General features: G+C 52.1%; 12 protein-coding genes. 4 read left to right on the forward strand and 8 right to left on the reverse strand.

The window, feature by feature from the left end; all coding sequences use genetic code 11:
* Positions 1 to 81: 81 nt before the first annotated feature.
* The 7 genes from Pr1d_RS06210 to Pr1d_RS06240 form a co-directional block, all read right to left on the reverse strand.
* Complete coding sequence (locus tag Pr1d_RS06210) at positions 82 to 822, reverse strand: protein kinase domain-containing protein (protein WP_148072723.1); 741 nt, start codon at positions 820 to 822, stop codon at positions 82 to 84.
* Between the two features lie 363 nt (positions 823 to 1185).
* On the reverse strand, positions 1186 to 1857 hold the full coding sequence (locus Pr1d_RS06215) for a lamin tail domain-containing protein (protein ID WP_148072724.1): 672 nt from the start codon (positions 1855 to 1857) through the stop codon (positions 1186 to 1188).
* 267 nt (positions 1858 to 2124) lie between these two features.
* Positions 2125 to 4464 (reverse strand): hypothetical protein, encoded by a 2340-nt coding sequence (locus Pr1d_RS06220; protein WP_148072725.1) that lies wholly within the window; start codon positions 4462 to 4464, stop codon positions 2125 to 2127.
* Between the two features lie 204 nt (positions 4465 to 4668).
* Positions 4669 to 6495, reverse strand: a complete 1827-nt coding sequence (locus tag Pr1d_RS06225; protein ID WP_168205084.1) for an endonuclease — start codon at positions 6493 to 6495, stop codon at positions 4669 to 4671.
* Positions 6496 to 6625: 130 nt separating this feature from the next.
* Entirely contained in the window at positions 6626 to 8248 is a 1623-nt protein-coding gene (locus Pr1d_RS06230; protein WP_148072727.1) for a lamin tail domain-containing protein, read from the reverse strand.
* Positions 8249 to 8437: 189 nt separating this feature from the next.
* Positions 8438 to 10510: a hypothetical protein gene (locus Pr1d_RS06235; RefSeq protein WP_148072728.1), complete on the reverse strand. Its 2073-nt coding sequence runs from the start codon at positions 10508 to 10510 to the stop codon at positions 8438 to 8440.
* Positions 10511 to 10705: 195 nt separating this feature from the next.
* Positions 10706 to 11554 carry a PEP-CTERM sorting domain-containing protein gene (locus Pr1d_RS06240; protein ID WP_148072729.1) on the reverse strand — a complete coding sequence of 283 codons (849 nt, stop codon included), beginning with the start codon at positions 11552 to 11554 and terminating at the stop codon, positions 10706 to 10708.
* A gap of 452 nt (positions 11555 to 12006) precedes the next feature.
* Here Pr1d_RS06240 and Pr1d_RS06245 point away from each other — a divergent pair, with 452 nt between their 5' ends.
* The 3 genes from Pr1d_RS06245 (at position 12007) to phnD (ending at position 15628) form a co-directional block, all read left to right on the forward strand.
* Positions 12007 to 13287: an endonuclease/exonuclease/phosphatase family protein gene (locus Pr1d_RS06245; protein ID WP_148072730.1), complete on the forward strand. Its 1281-nt coding sequence runs from the start codon at positions 12007 to 12009 to the stop codon at positions 13285 to 13287.
* A 102-nt stretch (positions 13288 to 13389) separates the two neighbouring features.
* Positions 13390 to 14538, forward strand: a complete 1149-nt coding sequence (locus Pr1d_RS06250) for a DUF1559 family PulG-like putative transporter (RefSeq protein WP_210417903.1) — start codon at positions 13390 to 13392, stop codon at positions 14536 to 14538.
* Between the two features lie 28 nt (positions 14539 to 14566).
* Positions 14567 to 15628: a phosphate/phosphite/phosphonate ABC transporter substrate-binding protein gene (phnD, locus tag Pr1d_RS06255; protein WP_148072731.1), complete on the forward strand. Its 1062-nt coding sequence runs from the start codon at positions 14567 to 14569 to the stop codon at positions 15626 to 15628.
* A 63-nt stretch (positions 15629 to 15691) separates the two neighbouring features.
* Here phnD and Pr1d_RS06260 read toward each other — a convergent pair whose 3' ends face one another.
* Positions 15692 to 16948, reverse strand: coding sequence for an endonuclease/exonuclease/phosphatase family protein (locus Pr1d_RS06260; protein WP_148072732.1), 1257 nt, complete (start codon positions 16946 to 16948; stop codon positions 15692 to 15694).
* Between the two features lie 276 nt (positions 16949 to 17224).
* On the opposite strand from Pr1d_RS06260, the gene Pr1d_RS06265 reads away from it, so the two are divergent.
* Complete coding sequence (locus Pr1d_RS06265; RefSeq protein WP_148072733.1) at positions 17225 to 18919, forward strand: alkaline phosphatase; 1695 nt, start codon at positions 17225 to 17227, stop codon at positions 18917 to 18919.
* Positions 18920 to 19221 lie beyond the last annotated feature (302 nt).

A 19221-nucleotide genomic window follows, 5' to 3' on the forward strand; every position in this document is an offset into this window, starting at 1 on the left:
CTCTCACGGTGCAGACGCTACAAACGATGCACCGGTCAGTTTCCCTCAATGAGAAACAAATAAACCCAATAAGCTAATGTCCTACGACCAAGTCATCGTGTCCAAATACTGACGCAACTGCCCAGCTGTGCGAAACTTGCGTAGGATCAACGAACGTTTTAAACCTCGACAAATGGCTTTGACCTCAGGAGGATGCTTTGAGTACCACTGCTTCCCTCCGATAGCATCATAGAAGATTCGGATCAAATCACAAACATCGTCATGCAGATCATGGGCTCGTGCGGTGCCATAATCATAGAAATCCAACAACTTTATGTTAAAACCGATGCCCTGCCGCCGAATTATGACGTTTCCCATATGCAGGTCGCCATGATATTCACGCGCGTTGTGTACTCCCTCCATTCCCAGGGAGAGGGCGTGCAGGAGATGCAAACCCTGAAATACACTCAGGCGTTTACCAGGTTGCCGGGCTAGGAACTTGCTCAACAACTCTCCCTCAACCAATTCAGAGACCAGAAACGTTACCTTTTGGCCCTTGAATATGAAAGACTCACTCGTGTGGTACTGGATCAAAATTGGCAAATGGCGAAGCTTGTTTAGTTTGCGCGCATAAATACGCGAGGTACGTCCATTGAGATTGCGCTGGGGGAAGAAAAACTTGCCGGCGCGCTCGATGTCCGTTTCAAGTTCGCGGAGCTTATAAACTTCCCCTTCCCAGCCACGCCCTAAGGGGGAGATGATCTCGTATTTGCCAGCCAGGATTCTTCCCGGTGGAAGCTTAAACGATGAGATCGATTGCGATTTCGATGGCCGACTGGGCATGAGGTGTCGATCTGGTGGAGTATTTGGGCGGTGCTGTCAGAGTTTGGATGGTAGGTTACACAAGGAAATCGAGCCAGTAGTGAGTCCACCATATCGGCCTATTTCTATCATAGCTCGGGGAGCTCCGAATAGCTCTGTAGAAGGCTCAAAAAAAAACAGCTTTCGGAGGCGTTGGTTAAATCAGCCACAAAGCCCGGGAAGCCCTATGAGTGATCCATAATCCCGTGAGAAGCGGGGCCACATTCAAGGTGTACTAATTCCAGAAAACGATCCTAAATTGCGACTTACCCGCGCAAAAAAAACAAACGGCTGGTCACCCGAAGGTGACCAGCCGCGTAGGCTTCCGAGACTTGAAAATAAAGCTTAGCGACGACGAATGGTCATTACCCCTAGACAACCGATCAGCAGAGTAATGCTGGCGGGTTCGGGAATAATGCTATGCTCCCCCAGACGCTGGTTGGTACCAGTGGCCGCATTGTTCACGTCATCATTCGAGAATTGTGTCCATTGGGATGCATCGAAATCAAGATTTGTACCAGAGGTGATATTGGCATTGCGAACGTAACTGGTGTTTCCAAAGGCATTCGCAGTTGCACCGAAGGCGTCGACAACACTGGCAAACGCATATGCTGCACCGGTCCAAAGGACAGAACTGTCATCGCCGTTGAAGTTGACTCCACCGTTGCCGCCATCGGCAGCATCGGCGGGGAGCGCATAGGCAGGAGTGGCAGCAGATGAATGAGCAACCAAGTATGTCCCTCCAACTGGTATGACACCGGTTAGGCTTTGGGTGCCCGTTGGTGAACCACCGGTCTTCCAGTCTTCGCGGGCCGCATTGCTCCAGTGAGAGAGATTGTACAGGCCAGCAGCAAGGTCAACTGCTGCAGGACCTGTGTTGTGGAGCTCGATATACTTGTCGAAACTGGCACCTTCATAGTATTGGGAAATTATGATGGCAGCTGGTGCTATTGCCATTGTCGCTGAAAGCATTCCCACGATGCTGAGTATTGTTAGAAACTGTTTTCCGATTCGCATTAGCTCATCTCCTGTTGAAACTTCGAGTCCGCATAAAATGTAATTCAACGCCGCGGCCAGTCGACTCGTAAGCCGGCCAACACGTCGGCCTCCCTTTCCTCATCCTACCAGCCGTTAAACTCGCTGTCGCCTGTTTTTTGCCGAGATTAGCGGAATCTTCATCTGTTGCGTAGAAACCGCAGATTCAGCGGTGGGCGTTTCGGGAGGGACCTGCAACGCGTAGCATCGCGGCTACCGACATAGAGAAGTTGCACTATTTGTGTGATGTCAGCGAGTTGGGCGGGTGAGGCTTCCACTGACTAAAGCTGCCAGGGTCAGCAGTAGGAAACCTGACGGCTCGGGAACAGCCGCGGTAGATGCCAGCAGGGGCAGCGTACTTTGGCCATATTGCCGTTGCCAGACGAGGAAGTCGGCCCCGTCGGTGTCGCCATCGGCGTCGGCGTCGGATCCGTTGCCCAAGGCGTAATCCATTTGCCACTTGGTGAGGTCGATATCATCGACGTTGCCATCCTGGTTGAAGTCGGCGGCCAGGAACTCAACAAAGGTAGTTCCTTCGATGATGAGATTGTCAAAGGCATAGGCCTCATCCCCTCCATCAGTCTTGGCTGTCAACTGAATGGTCAGTAGGTCACCGAGTCCATCAATGGGTGAAGTCAAAGTCTGAAGCAAATTAGACAAGGTGACTATTTCACTATCGGTTGTCGTCATCTGCACCGGATCATCGAGAGTAAACATGTCTCCATCGGCCAGAGCGTAGGTCTGGGAAATGTCTTCGGTGATCGTAGAGGAAAAAAGAGGTAGCACGGATCCATTGTCAATTTGGTAGGTCCAATTGAAACGATCACCATTGACTCCAGAGGCTTCGAAATCTCCCATGGCAGCCATATCGATCGATACTTGCATGTCGAAAGCACCAGCAACATCGAATTCCCATGTTGCAGTGACCTCTCCAGGATTGGATACAGGTAGATTATCTCCATTGACGGTATCAGTTATGCCAAACCAAGCGTCGGTCTTGGTAGAGGTATCGATCATGCCCTGTACATCAACAGGATTGCCATTCAGAGAATCGTCGACTAACTGAGATGGAATCGAGCTGCTAACACCAACTTGATATTGCTGAAAGCCATCCCCATTACTTGAGTAGGCACCCACTGCAGGATCTTGCGAAAAACTATTGAGCTTCAAACTCTCATCAAACGTGTCCTTGGCAATCACACCAAACACCTCCCCCCCGCTGCCACCTCCCACCGTGAAGCTAACGGGGAAATTGAACACGGGATTGGCTGCCTGCTGACTCGAACTCGCAACCGTGACGATCCCCGTCTTGAAGCCCGTGGAAGAAGTATCAAGGAAAATCTGGCTCATATCCGCTCCGGCTAGTGGAAAAGCCGTACCACTCCCACTCCCTAGCAGAGAACCCCCGACGGTGATCGTATAGTCTAACTCGTCAGCCCCGTTGACCGAGAGCACATTGGCGATATTCTCGACAAAGACATCAATCCCCACAGAGGCTCCTTGCATGACATTCGTGGGGACCGAAGCAAGCATGGCATTCATCTTGGCAGGCAACTGATAGTCAGCTACCACCGGCAGGTGGTCGCTGTTGTTGAGCAACGCCGATAGTACCGTCGGTGAGGCACCCGTGCCAGAAGTGATGCGGTCATTTAGATTGTGGGTCCCGTTGTTGCCGAACGCTCGATAGCTGCCAGGAATATAACTCAGCCCCTCATCGTCAAGGAATTCACCCGTGACGAGTTGGAAATCGAAGCGATCATCAAGCCCCCCATCAGCGCCCCCTTCCGCATCAATGGGATCACCATCTACTGCAGGGGACTGTGTATGCACATGGCGGATATCCGTGGGACCAATAAACTGATTATCGTGCCAAACGCCAAGCGTATCGATGGGATCAAAGGCTTGGCCATTGCCACTCGAAAGCAATTCTTGAAACATGCCGACATTGCTGCTCGTGACGTTGTAATCGCCAGCGTAGATCGCATGGATCCCTTCGCCCAAGGCGTCGGAATTGTTTCGCACCGAAGTCGCCTCAATGAGACGGCTGGTCGGATTGTCTGAGCGGTAATGATTGTTGTAGACATAGAAATCTGCCGAAGCATCATATCCCACGGGGCGGAGTTGATATCGGAGCGAAGCTCTTGGCTGCAAGTCGCCAGTTCCCACTGTGCCAAAAGCCAGCTCGTCAATCAATTGCACGGACTGTGTATTGTAAACGAGTCCTGGACGACCACCTCCTCCATTGAAACTGCTTACGGCCCCATTTATGGTCGAGCGAGCATAGGTGCCGGCTCCGTAGATGCTGTTGAGTACATCGACGAACGATTGAGTCGACAACTCCATGGAAAACTGTTCTTGCAGAATGAGCACGTCTATGGGCTTGCTGATCCCCCCAACATTTTCCAGGCCGATCGCTTCGAGGATCGTGGAACTATACGGAAGGCGGGCCGTTTGTTGGCCCCCAAAGGCTTGGCCCGTCAGGGTGTTGTACGTCACCATGCGCAACTGCGCATACGCATCGAAGCATGTGAAGAATCCTGCAATTCCGGCGCAAAGTAGAACTAGCGCCTTCGTTTTGCCACCTAACATCAAATGCTCCGAAAGAATGTGCCCCATTCTCGGTTGGTCCCGTTAAGATCCAACCTTGTCCTCTACTCCATTGTGTGCATGAAAACGGTTTGTGACAAACAGTTGGCCTGGTATTTCGTAGAAACCGCAGCAGTTTAAGCGCCGAACTCTCAAACAACGGCCGTGCCCACTTCAGTGGGTTGGAGCAGTTCAACGGCTTGTAGCCTAAGAACAGTCATTTTCCGGCTCGCTGAAGCGACCTCGGCCAAATTGGGTTAGGGACAGGCAGGCCAGGGCCAGAAGTGCCATGGCCGTGGGTTCGGGAACGGCAGCAGCACTCACCAGACTCTCTGGCAAAGAACCATACTGGTCCTGCCAGATGGCCAGATCGGCGCCGTCGACGACCATATCGTTATTGGCGTCTCCGGTAGCGAGTGAGGTCCCCATGCCGAAGCCTCGCTGCCAGATAAGGAAATCAGCGCCATCGATGTCGCCATCCTCGTCAAAGTCGGCCGATTCGACGAAAGCGGCCTCGACATTTCCGGTGAGACTCAGTGTGAGGCTCCCCAGCCCGATCGCCCCGGCGAGGTCTTCGTCGGAGAAGTTGAGCGTGTAGCTGGCTGAGAACATGCCGACTGCCGAGGTATCGAGCATGGCCGTGAAGGAATTTGTCAGGCCTGCGTCGAGGGCCGAGGCACCCGTGAAAGTCGTCAGATCGGTACTCAACACACTCGAATCCCCGGCAGGGACGATCGAATCGAGGTCTAAGCCGGCCGTAAAACTGGCCGTGCTCACCAAGTTGGCGATGTCAAAGTCCAGCGTGGGTGCCATACTCCCCATGGACACTGTACCGAAATCCAAGGCGAGAGTGTTGATGTCGCTTGCCAGCTCAAAGGAGGGGTTGGCATGGTCGAGCACACTTAGAGTGACGTTGATCGAGTCGTTGCCATCGTTGGCCCCACGGCCGCTGCCGCCACTAGTGGTGATGTCGAGATTGTCGATCGCAATGCTGCCCGAACGAAGGCCCGCAGTCGCCGTAGTCGTATTGAGACCTACGGAAAGATTCTTGCTGCTCGTGCCGGAAGTAAGAATCGGAAATGCATTGTAGCGGCCTGAAACTGAGGAAGTCGCAGCGCCTGTGGGGGTCACTTCGTAGTACGTGCCATCCAGACCATTTTTGTGCAGGGTCACGTTTTGGGAGGAAGGAACAGATGCACCTACCAGGACACTTCCGAGATTCACATCCTGGGAGGAGCTACCATTTGCGCTAGGCGATGCTCCGACGTAAAGCTGCGAATCGTTTTGCTGATCCTTAAACACCGACCAAACGTACTCGGGGTGGTCGACGTAAGGATTGCGGTTCTCTTGGCGGTACGGATTGTTGATCGCCGGAGCCCCGTCGCCTGCTAGCCCATAGATGGCATGATTGCGGCGACGTTCAAAGTCATCGGGTACATCGCGATAATGCCAAGCGACGAGTGAGGAAAGATCTCCCATCTGCTCGCCCGAAGGGAACGAATCGGTCAGGGAAAGTTGGGTGTAACGCGTGGCCATGTAAAACTGCGCGCGGGCGACATCCCCAATGTCTGCGTCTCCTGGATACCAATACGATCCCACGGGACCATAACCGCCGATGGTCGTGTCGAAGCCGAAAGGATCGTTACCCCGGTCTGAATTGATTCCGTCATCCGAGGGCCGCAAGTTGAATTGATCGGATGCGATGTTGGTCGTTCCGTTACTAGGTGAACCCACACCAAGTCGCGAGGAAGGCCAGATGTGTTCGCGATTCCAGATGAGAGGACTTGTCTCCCATTCGCCATCTACTGATGCCCGGTTGTAGATCAACAGAATGTTGTTTGCATTGTTCGGGTCTTGGTCGGTATAGGGGGCCGAGTAGCGGGCATCGCCGTAACTCACCCCATCCATGTTGCTGATGATGGTGCGCAGTTGCGACTTGAGTGTCGCCCCCGTGCCTGTAGCAGAGTTATAGTAAGTGGCCGGCGGATCGTACGGAGCGGCAGCCGCTTGCTGACTCACCAGCAGAAGAAGCACGCAAAGCATGCTCAATGCATATTGTAACCGCGATCGACTCAACACTCTGTTCCGGAAAAGAGTCTAAAAATTAAACGGCCATGCCCGCATCAGCAGGCATGGCCGAAGCACATCTCAATTCTAGTTGCAACTATCGTTTACGGCCACAAGTGAGCGGCATCAAAGCCAAGCCTAGCATGACCAGGGTCGCTGGCTCAGGGACAGCACCAATCGTAGCCGAGAGGGGAGTGCCGTAGTTGCTCTGCCAGTCGGAGAGATTTCCGACTGCGGGGTTGCGCTGCCAGACGAGGAAGTCATTGCCATCCACGTTGCCGTCCATGTCGAAGTCGCCAGGGATGCCAACTACTACGCCAAAGGAACCGGGGCTGCCAACGTCGCCTCCAGCATGCAGTGGAACCATCCCGCCAGGATCTGCCACCAGGTTGGCGTTAAAAGAACCAATGGAGTCCCCGTCGAGAGAAAGATCCCAGTTACCACCATCGGCAAGATCAGAGCTTAAATCAAACGGAGAGATCGAAGAACCATTTGCATTAGGAAATCCGTCTGCCGCTAGAAAAGACTGGCTTGCTACAGTGGTCCCCGATCCATTTTTTAAAACGATTGCATCACCGCTGCTATTGCCAAGAGCTGGCCAAGTTGTCACTCCTACTAGATTGAGCGATCCTCCCCAGGCAGCAGCAAAATCTGCGGAACTAACATCGTCCGCATTATAAAGGATCGCTGTGCCACCCGCCGCAATTGAACCGGAAGCAATGTTTCCAGTTGCAATTTCTGGGTTGTCGTCATCATCAAAAATATATCCGGACAGGTCAACTGCGGAGAGAGTGCTATTGTAGAGTTCAACCCATTCCCAGTCGTCTTCAGGGCTAGCGGGATTAAACATGATTTCTGAAAAGTACAAACCTGCAGTCCCAGGTGTTCCTGTCGGTACAATCCCTGGATTGCCAATGTCTGCATCACTGTTGATAAATCCGGGAACCTGAACTGGAACACTTGTAACAGCTCCATTCGAGCCACTGACACTCAATGTCCAATTGCTGCCGATTTGATTGCTGCCATTACCTGTCCAGGTAATTGACGACATTCCGTCATCTGCCGGAAAGGGAGGGCCTGGGACTGGGTCTGGGATAAGATCGATGTAATAGTTACCTGAGTAGTCGAGGCTGAAAGCTGTATTGGCAAAACTGGTGACACGATTGATGAATGTGCCGGGATTATCCGGGTCTTCCACAGGACTAATGTCCATTGCGTAGGTGGCTGCATCAGGCCAGAATCCGATCGATTGACCCTGGCTTCCAGTTGTATTGGAAAGCCCTGGCCAAAAGTTAGCTCCTATCAAAGGAACGGTAGGTGCGAGTCCCCAGGCACTACGGAAATCGGCGTCGACGAAATTATTTGGGTTGCCCATAGGAGCATTTCCACTCCCATAGTTTGCGTCGTATATCACAGCTACTTGGCCAGCACCAATCACGGTGTTTTGAGCGAGGGCATTATTGATTGTTGGATTGGGAGCAGTAAGTTCTATGTCCCCCAGGTTGAAACCTAGATAACCATTGAGATCGACAGAAGAGCCCCCGGTGTTGCGGACCTCAATCCATTCCCAAACATTATCGTCGATAGGATTGAACATCACCTCAGTGATTTCCAATTGAGCAAAGGCGGTGTTGCCTCCCACAAGTGTCAGGCAAGCAACAAAGGCACTTGCGAAATAGAATCGTCTTACCCAACTGTCTTCTACTTTGATACGTTTCATATTTGTCCTCTTCAGAAAGAATGTTTCCCTTTGGGAATCGCTCCCCTCACGGTAGATGCAACACCAAGTAAGTAGTTCCGTGCGACTCGCTTCTCCAGGTTACCGTCGTCGCCTTCGGTAAGATCATTTGTTCTAGTCGTGCTGATTACCGTACGTGCCTTCGCACAGGAGTCAGGCTAACTCATTAATTCAACGATTTCGGCCTCGAATCGACATACCTGCCAACCCCAAGAGGATCATCGAAACCGCTGCTGGCTCGGGCACTGCCGTGCCACTCGCCAGGGGAGCCATGTTGGAAAACCCGTAGTTCAATTGCCAATCGGCTAAATCTCCGGCGTCAAACTGGGGTCCTCGTTGATAGACCAGGAAATCGTTGCCATCGACGTCGCCATCAAGATCGAAGTCGCCGAGCTTCGTGCCAAGGATGTTTTCAACCAATTCCGTCACATCAGCAGCGGTCAAAGAGGCATCACCAGTCAAGTCGTACCATTCGGCACCCACGGAAGCTGAAACAGTACCACCCAAAGTGGGGTCGGCGATTCCGTCAGCCAAAGCCTGGATGTCGGCATAGGTGACTTCGCCACTCCCGTCGATGTCGCCACGAGTGAAGACTTTGAGCGTTCCTCGGTTGAAAATGCCGATATCAAACGGATTCAATTCGGAATAAACAATCGTGCCAGTGGCAGGGTCGAAAACATAAATGTCTTCGGTGAATCCCGTGTCTTGGTCGACGATGTAGAGATAGCCTGTACTCTTGTCATAGGCTACGCGAGTGCTGTTAGTTACATCATCGTCGTTGTCTATGGCACCAGTCACAGGGATACTGGCAGTGACTGCCCAGGGTGACGAATCATTGAATCCTGTCCCAGCTGGGCCAGTAGGAACGACTTCATTGAAACCGCTGCCGTCGGAATCAGGGCTGTTGTAATCAGCAATTCCGACGGTAAACACCCGAGGCTCCTGGGCCGTCTCGCCGCCATTGCCTAGCGGAGGAGTTGTACTGCCCATCGTCGTATCGAAGAAACCACTCTCGACGATCACCAGATTTCCATTCTTGTCGACAAACAAGTGGTCGATCTCGCCATCGTTGGTCGTGGTGTCCGAAGTGGGATCTTCAGCCAAACTTATTTGATTTGCATAGGGTCCACCGGTTGGCGAAGTAAAAAGCTCCTTCTTGGTTGCCGTGGGGTTCGGCCCGGACAGGTCGAGCTCGTAGAAAGCGAAGTCGTCTCCACCGCCATCACTATCTGCAGCCCAAATGCCTAGTGTTCCGTTGTTCTTGACGAGTGTCCAACCACGAGGAGTCGTAATTCCAGCGGCATCGAGATTCAGGAACCCAGCAATCTTGGAATTCCACGACTCGGTATTGTTGACACTATTAAAACCGCCCTGTTGGTCTGTGGGTGTATTCGGGAACAGATCTGGTGGAATTGTTGCAGCCCCTTGGCTCGTACTCGCGCGACTTAAAGTGCGAATGTTAAAGTCTTGGGTCGCAGGATCCGTAGTGCCAAAATTGGCATCCATTAGTAAAAGAGTTTCTGGGTTTAGGAAATCTATCTGATAGTCGAAAAACGAAGTGGAAGACTGCGACCGCCCAACTTCACCAATCTTTTGAAACGCCCCTGGAAGGTGAACCGTGTTTACCAGGGAGGGATGAGGAATATCATTCGCCAACCCATCAACCAACCCATCAAAGAGTGGGCTGCTGATATCCGACAGAAACTGTTCATTCGCAGTTGTAATGTTCAAAGTTTTTGGGGCATAGATAGTCCCCTTCGGGCGAGCGTTATCCGTAAAATCCTTGAGGATCGATTGATAGTCAATTCGGTAGAGATCGAAATCGCCTTGTGTATCACCTACGCCATCAAGCGCAGACGGAGCACCACTGTCAAAAGCGGCTGCGTAGATCGTGCCGTTGGCAGGATTGAACGTGAAGGCAGAAAACTCTTCGCGATTACCTGCCGGCAAGCCTTCAGGAAGTTCATTCCTCTCGCCCTCAAAAATCTCGAACCCCATCCAGACGGAAAACAAAGGATCGTTATTGAACACCCCTGAACTGGCACCGTTACCTATGTCCGTGACATCGTAGAAGATTAGTGAATCAGAAGGTGCACCTGGTATTTCCGCTACTCCCCCGGGCTGAGTTTGAGAGACCGCAAAAATCTTTTGCGGAGTGGGTGCCGCTGCTAGGGCTATTGCGGGGCAAAGCCCCATGATAAACGGGCAGGTAAGCAAGGTGCGAAAAAAGCGGCTAAATTCCATGACGATCTATCCTTGTGTCCTTCTTGGCTGAGGAATGAGTGGCTTGGGGTGTCGACTAAAATCGAAACGAGCTGCCGCCGGAAAGGCGACCGACGACAGCTCGATCTCAGTGCAATCTACTCGATCGTTAAAACTGTTTAGTCTGAAAACAAGAATCAGTGAATGAAATCCATGAATCTTGCTCTCGTAGAAAAACTACAGCGACCGGCGTGAACCAACAATTCCAACCAAAGCCAAAAAGGCCATAGCCAGACTAGTAGGCTCGGGAATATTCGAACCATTCATAGCGTTCATCAACACACTGTCAAAGTCGTTACCCAATGCAACCGAATTAACCAGAATCTGATTGTTGGGCGTACCACCAACAAAGTCTTGACGCAATCCTAGGGCTTGAATGAGGGTAAGAGCAGCAGCTCCGTCTGTATGAGTGATTTTCGTACTGCTACTATCAACAGGGTCTACCCAAAGGTTTGTCTCTCCGGTACTAACTGCATAGGACCCAACAATTTTATATTCTTGTCCAAAGTCTAAATCGGTCGCCCACTTAGCAGCTTGAGAACCCGATGTCGCGGACAACCCAAAGGTGAATTTGGTTGGATCAGCAACGTTCGGATCATCAATCCAGGTACGTGTACGAAAACCGAAACCATTGTCCATGAAGTGGATGAAATAATCGTTGTTAAGCGATTCGTTGTTCGGGTCTGCACGTCGGTCGTTGACGGTGACCAAGGCAGCGTAATACCAAGTCTCGCCGGCACCAATTTGTTGCAAACCTCCGAAGACCGCGTCGCGGTGGGCATCTTCGCTACCAGAATTGAGAAGTTCGGCCTGACCACTGATGACATCGATATTGTCATCAAAAGTTTCACCGCTATGGGATCTCCACGCACCACCCGAGACGTTGTCGCCCGTTCCGTCGTTGCTAGTCAACTCGCCGTCGGCGTAGCTAAAAGTGTCCGACATGAATGTCGTCGCACTGGCAATGCCACCTGTCATGGCAACGATCGCTGTTGCGACCAGAACTAAACTGAGCTGTTTCTTCATTAGAACTTCTCCCCTTTACAGTCATGCGAAACTAAATGACACAGTAGCCCATGGCATGCGAAATGGACTACCAACTTGAAAACACGCACCAACATGGCACGCCACAAACGTCGATTATACTTGGGAACTATCTACAATTTATGAAGATCCTGCGGATTTTGCCAAAGAAAAGGCACTCTTTTTAGCCTAATTGCGGAAATCCCTTATTTCCAGCCCTCTCGCCCCAACCCATCCTCTAATTCTTCACATCAATGCGGTAGAACTCACGGTTGAGAAGCGACCTAGGGCGATTATCCAGTTTCTCTGCAGGAAACTCGGCTTTGTCCCATGGAAAGAGGCGTACGAAGCGGGATTGCCTCGAGGTGCCAGCGAGAGTCACAAAAAACACTGTGAATTCTTGTTCTGAGACATTCTTGGGGGCGATTCACTCGTGCAAATGAGAGTCAGAGAAAATGTCAACTTTCGATCCTGGAATCAGTTTTGCCGACATCACCTGTACGAATGTCAGGTACCTAACTGTTTTTCTATTTCTCCTCCCCAGCGTGGTAGCCGCTCAGCCTGGGGAAGCAGGCCAGCCAGTACGTTTCGCCACGTTCAATGTGTCGCTTTATGGGGGCTCGGCTGGAGAAGTCGCAAAACGGCTTGCCGAAGGAGACGACCAACAAGCCAGTTACGATGCGGAGATCATTCAACGAGTTCGGCCCGATGTCTTGCTTTTGAATGAAGTGGACTACGACCCTAAGGGCAAACTCGTTAAAGAATTCCGGGAAAAGTACCTCGGCGTGGAGCAGAATGTTTCTGGATCGGAAGCAGGTCCGGCCGAGCCGATGGATTATCCTTATTGTTATTTCGCATCCGTAAACACAGGTATGCCCTCCGGTTTTGACTTGGATCGCAACGGCAAAATTACCAGTGAACCTGGCAGCCGCGAGTATGGCGGAGACTGCTGGGGATTCGGTCAATACCCCGGGCAATACGGTATGGTACTACTGTCCAGATTCCCGATCGACGTCGAGAATGTTCGCACGTTTCAGAAATTCTTGTGGAACGACATGCCCGGTGCGCTGCTCCCGGATGATGTAGACAATGACGAGCCGGCGGATTGGTACTCGGCAGAAGCTCTGGCTCAATTTCGACTTTCCTCCAAGAGCCATTGGGATGTGCCAATCTTGGTTGATGGGCAGACGATTCATGTATTGGCGAGTCACCCGACGCCGCCGATTTTCGACGGCGCGGAGGATCGTAACGGTCGGCGCAACCACGACGAAATCCGTTTTTGGGTCGACTACATTTCTGGGGAAGATGGCGAATACATATACGATGATCTAGGGAAGTATGGTGGCCTCGCACCAGGGGAGAGCTTTGTCCTCCTAGGAGACCTCAATGGTGATCCTCATGACGGTGAAGGGTCGGCAGGCATCGCACAGCTTCTTGCATCGCCGGCAATTGTCCAGTATCCACCGCCTGAGAGTAAGGGTGGCGCAGAACAGGCAAGGTTGCAGGGAGGAGTGAACGCCCAGCATGTGGGTAGTTCCCGCAATGACACGCTCGATGCCGCCGACGATGGCCCGGGGAATCTACGCTTAGATTACGTTTTACCGTCAAATGATTTAAAAGTAGTTGCTTCCGGCGTATTTTGGCCCGACAATACAGACAGCCTCTTCTCGTTGGTTGGAACCTATCCGTTTCCCAGTTCTGACCATCGATTGGTTTGGGTGGATGTTGATTGGTAGTGATACGCATAAGTTGATAACTTCTTACTTAACCCTACCTTGAGTAATTTTATCCTATAATTCTAACTTGCTATTTTTTCTTCCTTGATGGAGATGTGTGCTATGTCCCAACGCAAGTCATTTGGTTTCACTTTGGTCGAGCTGCTTGTTGTGATCGCCATCATTGGTGTATTGGTTGCGCTATTGTTGCCTGCCATCCAGGCGGCACGCGAGGCGGCTCGACGCACTTCTTGCGTTAATAATGTTAAGCAAATGGGATTGGCTGCTGCCAACTATGAAAGTGCCCGTGGTACGTTTCCTCCAGGGAGGCTGTTCCCAGATTGGGTCAGCGGCGGAAGTATCAAGGGAGGCTACACCAGCTATGATCCTGGCCCAACTCCAGGAGACAAGACTGGCTTCTATTCCGTCCATATCTGGCTTCTGCCCTATATGGAAGCGAACAATGTGTACAACTTGATTGACTTCAACCAACCTCAAGTTAAGAAAATGCTGAACCCTACTAATCCTCATTTCGATGCGTATTCGACTGCCCAGGGACTATTTATCTGTCCGAGCGATGCGAATACGGGAATGGTGATCTCTGAGAACAATTACCGAGCGAACTTTGGAGGAGATGGCCCTGGCGCTGGAGTACGCACAAATTCAATGACGATAGTTGAACCACGTCCATCAGGGGACTGGTGGCATATTGGAGGAAGCGGAGCTTTTACCATCGGTGAAAAGGGCTTGAAGACAAGTGCCTATGCAGATGGCCTTTCGAAAACAGCCTTTTTCTCGGAACGCATAAAAGGTCAGGGGGAAGAGAATAGTTCTTTGCCTTCTCGGACATCCATGATTCGCTGCCCTGGCAATCTGGCTCCCAATGTCAATATTGACGTCGCCTATCAGGCAGCAACCGACTACACACCCGTAGCGGATGGATTCAATTTCGATGCGGCAGGACGTTGGATTGGCGATTGGTCCAATGGCTGGCCGTTTGCTGGTTACGATTCGACCCAGTACAACCATGTTGCACCACCAAACTGGACAGGTCAGGACTGTGGAGTCAACTTTATCCCAGATACTCCGGCCGAGCACGCGATCATAGCCGCTCGTAGCGATCACCCTGGCGCAGTAGTTGTCGCCTTTGGTGATGGACACACCGCTATCGTTAATGATAGTATCAATCTGGACGTTTGGCGTGCCCTCGGCACACGCGATGGGCGTTTCAATGCAAGCAATGGGCCTGAACCCGTCGATGTAGAATTCTGATCTGCACTATTCTGGGGAGACTCTTTTCGTGAACACCAAATCTGCATTTGTGCGTATCCGGGTCATTGTCGCAATTGCCGTGGCGGCGTTAGTTGCCGGCTACGCCTCCTATGTTGCCTCTAGCTGGGAAAGGACTGCCAAAGAGCAATACGTCACGCGGACGATGAGCAACTTCTTTACGAGTCTCAATCCCATTACTCAGCTCGACTCGGTGTATCGCGACGCCGATGGGGACCTCCTGGCGGACGTCCCCGAGAACGAAGCCCTGCAGGCCAAGCCCGCCGAATTGGTGCTCTCTTTTATCACCTCCGAAGACTCCACCAATGAGCCGGCTCAGTGGCAAGAACTGATGGATGCGATTGCCGATAAGACCGGTATTCCGGTGACCTATTTGCGACTGACCGACTCGCGTCAGCAATACGAGGCCCTGCGCAACGGACAGCTACACATTACGGCATTGAGTACCGGAGAAGTTCCCGCCGCAGTCAACACGGCCGGATTTATCCCCGTTTGTGCGTTTGGCCAGGAAGATGGCACAAGCGGTTACAAAATGGAGTTTATCGTCAAGGCCGACAGTCCGATCAAAAACCTGGCAGATCTACGCGGCAAGAGAATTGCTTTCACTCGGCCCCGCTCCAATTCCGGCTGCAAGGCGGCGGCAATGTTGCTGATGGACGAGAAGAATCTGCAGCCTGAACTCGATTACCAGTGGAGCTACACATATGGTCATCAAGGTTCGATTGACGCCGTCCTGGCTGGCGAGGTCGATGCTGCACCGATTGCCAGTGATGTACTCGCGCGGATGAAAGCCAAAGGGGAGGTCGATCCCGAGGCGGTGCGCAGCATTTATGAATCGGAAAAATTCCCCCCCGCGGCCTTTGGTTTCGCCTATAATCTGGCCCCAGAAATCCAGGATGCCGTCCGCCAGGCTCTGCTCGAATTCGAGTGGGATGGCACGAAGATCGCGGAAGAGTTCGGTGCCGATGGGACGAGCAAGTTTGCTCCGGTCGTTTTCAAGGACGACTGGGCACTCGTCCGCCGCGTCGATCTCTCCGCCAGCAAAGCCCGCAGCGACCTAGCAATGCAGTAGGTCCCCGGGTTAGCCGCGACGCGGCAGGCGAGTCCTGCTCGGCGTAGCGGAGCGCGTCGAGTTCTATTTCAACTTAAACCGCGCAAACACCGGGTCGTGGTCCGAGCCGTCCATCTCTGCTGGGGCTCGCATCTTCTGCGAGGACCCTTCGACGTAGCTCTTTGCCATTGCTGGCGAACAGAGAATGAAATCAATCGGTTCCCAGCCTTCCTGATCGGGGTCAAGTATTGAATCAGGAGTGTCTTTTGTGGGAGTAGGCCACATTGCTGTGGGGCCGCTGCCCAGAATGGTCAGCAGTGAGGTACTATCGATCGTATCATTGAAATCGCCGGTCAGAATGATTCTCGCGTTTGGGTCTTTCTCAAGTTTTTCGTCGAGCAGTTTGCGGAGCATCGAAGCTTCGGCAAGCCGAATGGGCTCAGAGGAGTCGGCCCCACTTGCCTTACTCTTGAGATGTACAATCCACACCTCCAGAGGTTCGCCGCCGGGTGGCAATACAGTGATAGCCGGCACATCGCGGTTGAATTGTCGTTCAACTCCATCTGGTCCTTTGAATGTCAAATGTCTGCGGGAAGTGACTTCGCCAATCGGAGCGCGAGAGAGCAAACAGACGTCGATTCCTCGGCCATCGTTACCTTCAAAATGCACGACATTCTCATATCCCATATCACTGAGAAAAACCTTGTTGAATCGCTCCAAGTAACCTCGATTCTCTACCTCCTGGAGTGCGATCACGTCGGCATTCACCTTGTGGATCGTGGCAGCCAAACGCTCCAGTTCATCGCGAGGCTTAGTTCGAGTTCCTTCGTCAGCGTGGTAGGGATCGTCAACTTCGTCGAACAGATTGAGAACATTGAACGTAGCGACCACGATTTCATTGGGATCGGCAGACCAGGTAGTGACCGGTTTCTTCTCCACTCCTTCTGTTTTCGGCAGGGCATCGAGTACACGAATCTGATCCGATCGTGCGATGACCATCTGAGGATTGCCATTGTAGGTGCTAATCAATCCACGCATTTCCACCAACTTGTTTTCATAAAGTTCTTTGAGATCGCCAGGGAATCGTTCGAGATTCTCACCGAAGACGATCCCTACAAACCCAGGTGGTCGTTCATTGTCGAAGTTCAAGAAATTAATCCGCCCGGCGCTGCCAACTCTTACGATCTTGCCGCTCACAAAGACGGTCTGTCCGATCGCATCGCCAGCATCGTCCCAACTGATGTGTTTGATCCCTTCGTCCGGATCGATAGGAGGCCGGGCGTGAAGAGCGGTCGGCACGAGGGACATCATAAGAAGAATTGTGGCAACGTAGCGGAGCATTTTTATTTCGCCTTGATTAGAGAGGATGAAACAGGAACAAGGTCCCGTTATTTTGCCACGTTCAAGGGCATTCCACAATCAATACCAGAGCGAAAGCACCGGAATTGCGCTGACCCGCAATCGGCGTCGGAATGACTAATAGGACGAAGAATAAGCGCTCAAAAGCGAGCAGAAGGGAGTTTTTTCAAAAAATTGGCTTTCAACTTGGCGCGATATGAAGTATGCCGAGATATAATAAAGGTTTACCGCACTTATCCCCGCCGGATCTGTCTCACGATGCATTTTCTCCGATCTTCATTTGTAATCTGCTTCGCATTGCTTGACATTGTCGTGCTGTTTGCAGATCACTCGCAGGGCGAAGAAGTTGCGCCGAAGCTTGATTTCCCAAGCACATCAACCCCCGATAGTTCCTTGGCCAATGGGGTTGCCCTACCAGAGCAACGAATTCGCAATGTGATCCTCATGATCGGCGACGGTATGGGCCCCCAGCAGTTGGGATTGCTCTTTGCATACGCTCGCCATTCTCTAGCGTCGCAAGCATCTGGAAAGCCACTATCAGAAAGAATGGCGGCTATCGAAAAACTGGCGTCGCAAGGCAATGTTGGCATCGTACGCACGAATCCCCATGGGGCTCTGGTCGTTGATTCCGCTTCGGCGGCGACGCAATTGGCAACGGGAGTTTGGTCCGGATCGGAAATGATCGGTGTCGACTACCGAGGAAACGCAGCCAAGACCGTGTTGGAAATTGCACGCGACACGGGTCGATCGACGGGGCTTGTCTCCGACACGCGGATGACCCATGCAACTCCTGGCGCTTTCGCGGCCCACCAACGCCATCGATCGATGGAAAACGAGATCGCCGTCGACATGCTCGGCAACCAAGTGGACGTTCTCATGAGTGGTGGTCTGCGCCATTGGATACCGCAAGCCGTCAACAAGCGGGATTCGGCCTCATACATGGCTTTGGTGCAGATGATCGGCGGAGCGTTCGATGTTTCTTCTAAACGCCAAGACAATCGCAACTTGCTTCTTGAAGCGCGTGGAGATTATCAGTTGGTATTTGATCGGTCGTCGATGGCGCAACTTTCGGAGGGCAAGGTGCTCGGTCTGTTTGCCAACTCTGAAATGCTCGATGCTATTGGAGAACGCAAAACGCTCGAAAGCGGCGTACGTACGGAGCCCACCTTGGTAGAGATGGCGGAGAAGTCTCTGGAAATATTGAACAAGAATTCCAAGGGTTTTTTCTTGATGGTTGAAGGTGGCCAGATCGATTGGGCGGGACACAATAACGACGCTGGAGACATGCTCTGGGAACTTATTCAATTTGATGATGCTGTTCGGGCTGTATTTGATTGGGCCAGTAAAAGGGACGACACTCTCGTGCTGATCACAGCCGATCATGAAACAGGATCATTCGGATTTAGCTACTCAGGTTATGAGATTCCTGAAGCTCAGAAGATCGGCGGAAATGTTTTCGGCGAAGAGCCGTTTGCCCCAAATTTCAATTTTGGCCCCCAACATGCCCTCGATGATTTGGCAGCCCAACAGAAAAGCTACTTCGAGATTTTCACCGAATTTGATTCTTTGCCCGCTGAGGAGCGGACCCCCGAAAGGCTGATGGAGATTGTGAACGGGGCCGTCAAGCCGCTGTCGATCACGCTTGCCGACGCTACGGACTTGCTTAATCGAATGCCGAACCAATACTACCAGAAGGGACATCCCTATCTCGGCACTCCGACGTTGCCCGAGATGCCCGACCAAGAGTCTTTCTACGTCTATGGGGAAAACTTGCGTATGAATCGACTTGGCCACATCCTGGGCACACAGCAACATGTCGTTTGGGGATCTGGCACCCACACCAGTACCCCAGTGTTGATCGCAAGTTTCGGCCCGGGATCGGAGCGGTTTACTGGCATCCTCCATGCAACGGATGTTGGCAAACGCATGATCGAGATGATCCAGGGGCAATAGGGCACTTCTTGGTGCACATCTTCCATAGTTGCCTGATTTGTCAGCCTATTTGCCCCAGATTGCAGCCTTCTGCCCCTGCAGACTTCCGTTGACCGATTCCGGCAATCCTTCTAAAATTTGCTGTCACTTGGACTTATGGTGCTGCTGGCAGAATTGGCGGTTGTGCATTTTCAAGTGCAGGCATTCTGAGTTGGCGGTGCCAAATGGTCTATTCATCCACGCTTATATAGCCAGCTCGACAGATCATTCCGGAGAGTTTGAAGCGCGACAAGAAAAGTCGCAGGATAGAAACACAAGGAAAA

This window comes from Bythopirellula goksoeyrii (assembly GCF_008065115.1).
GTDB lineage: Bacteria > Planctomycetota > Planctomycetia > Pirellulales > Lacipirellulaceae > Bythopirellula > Bythopirellula goksoeyrii.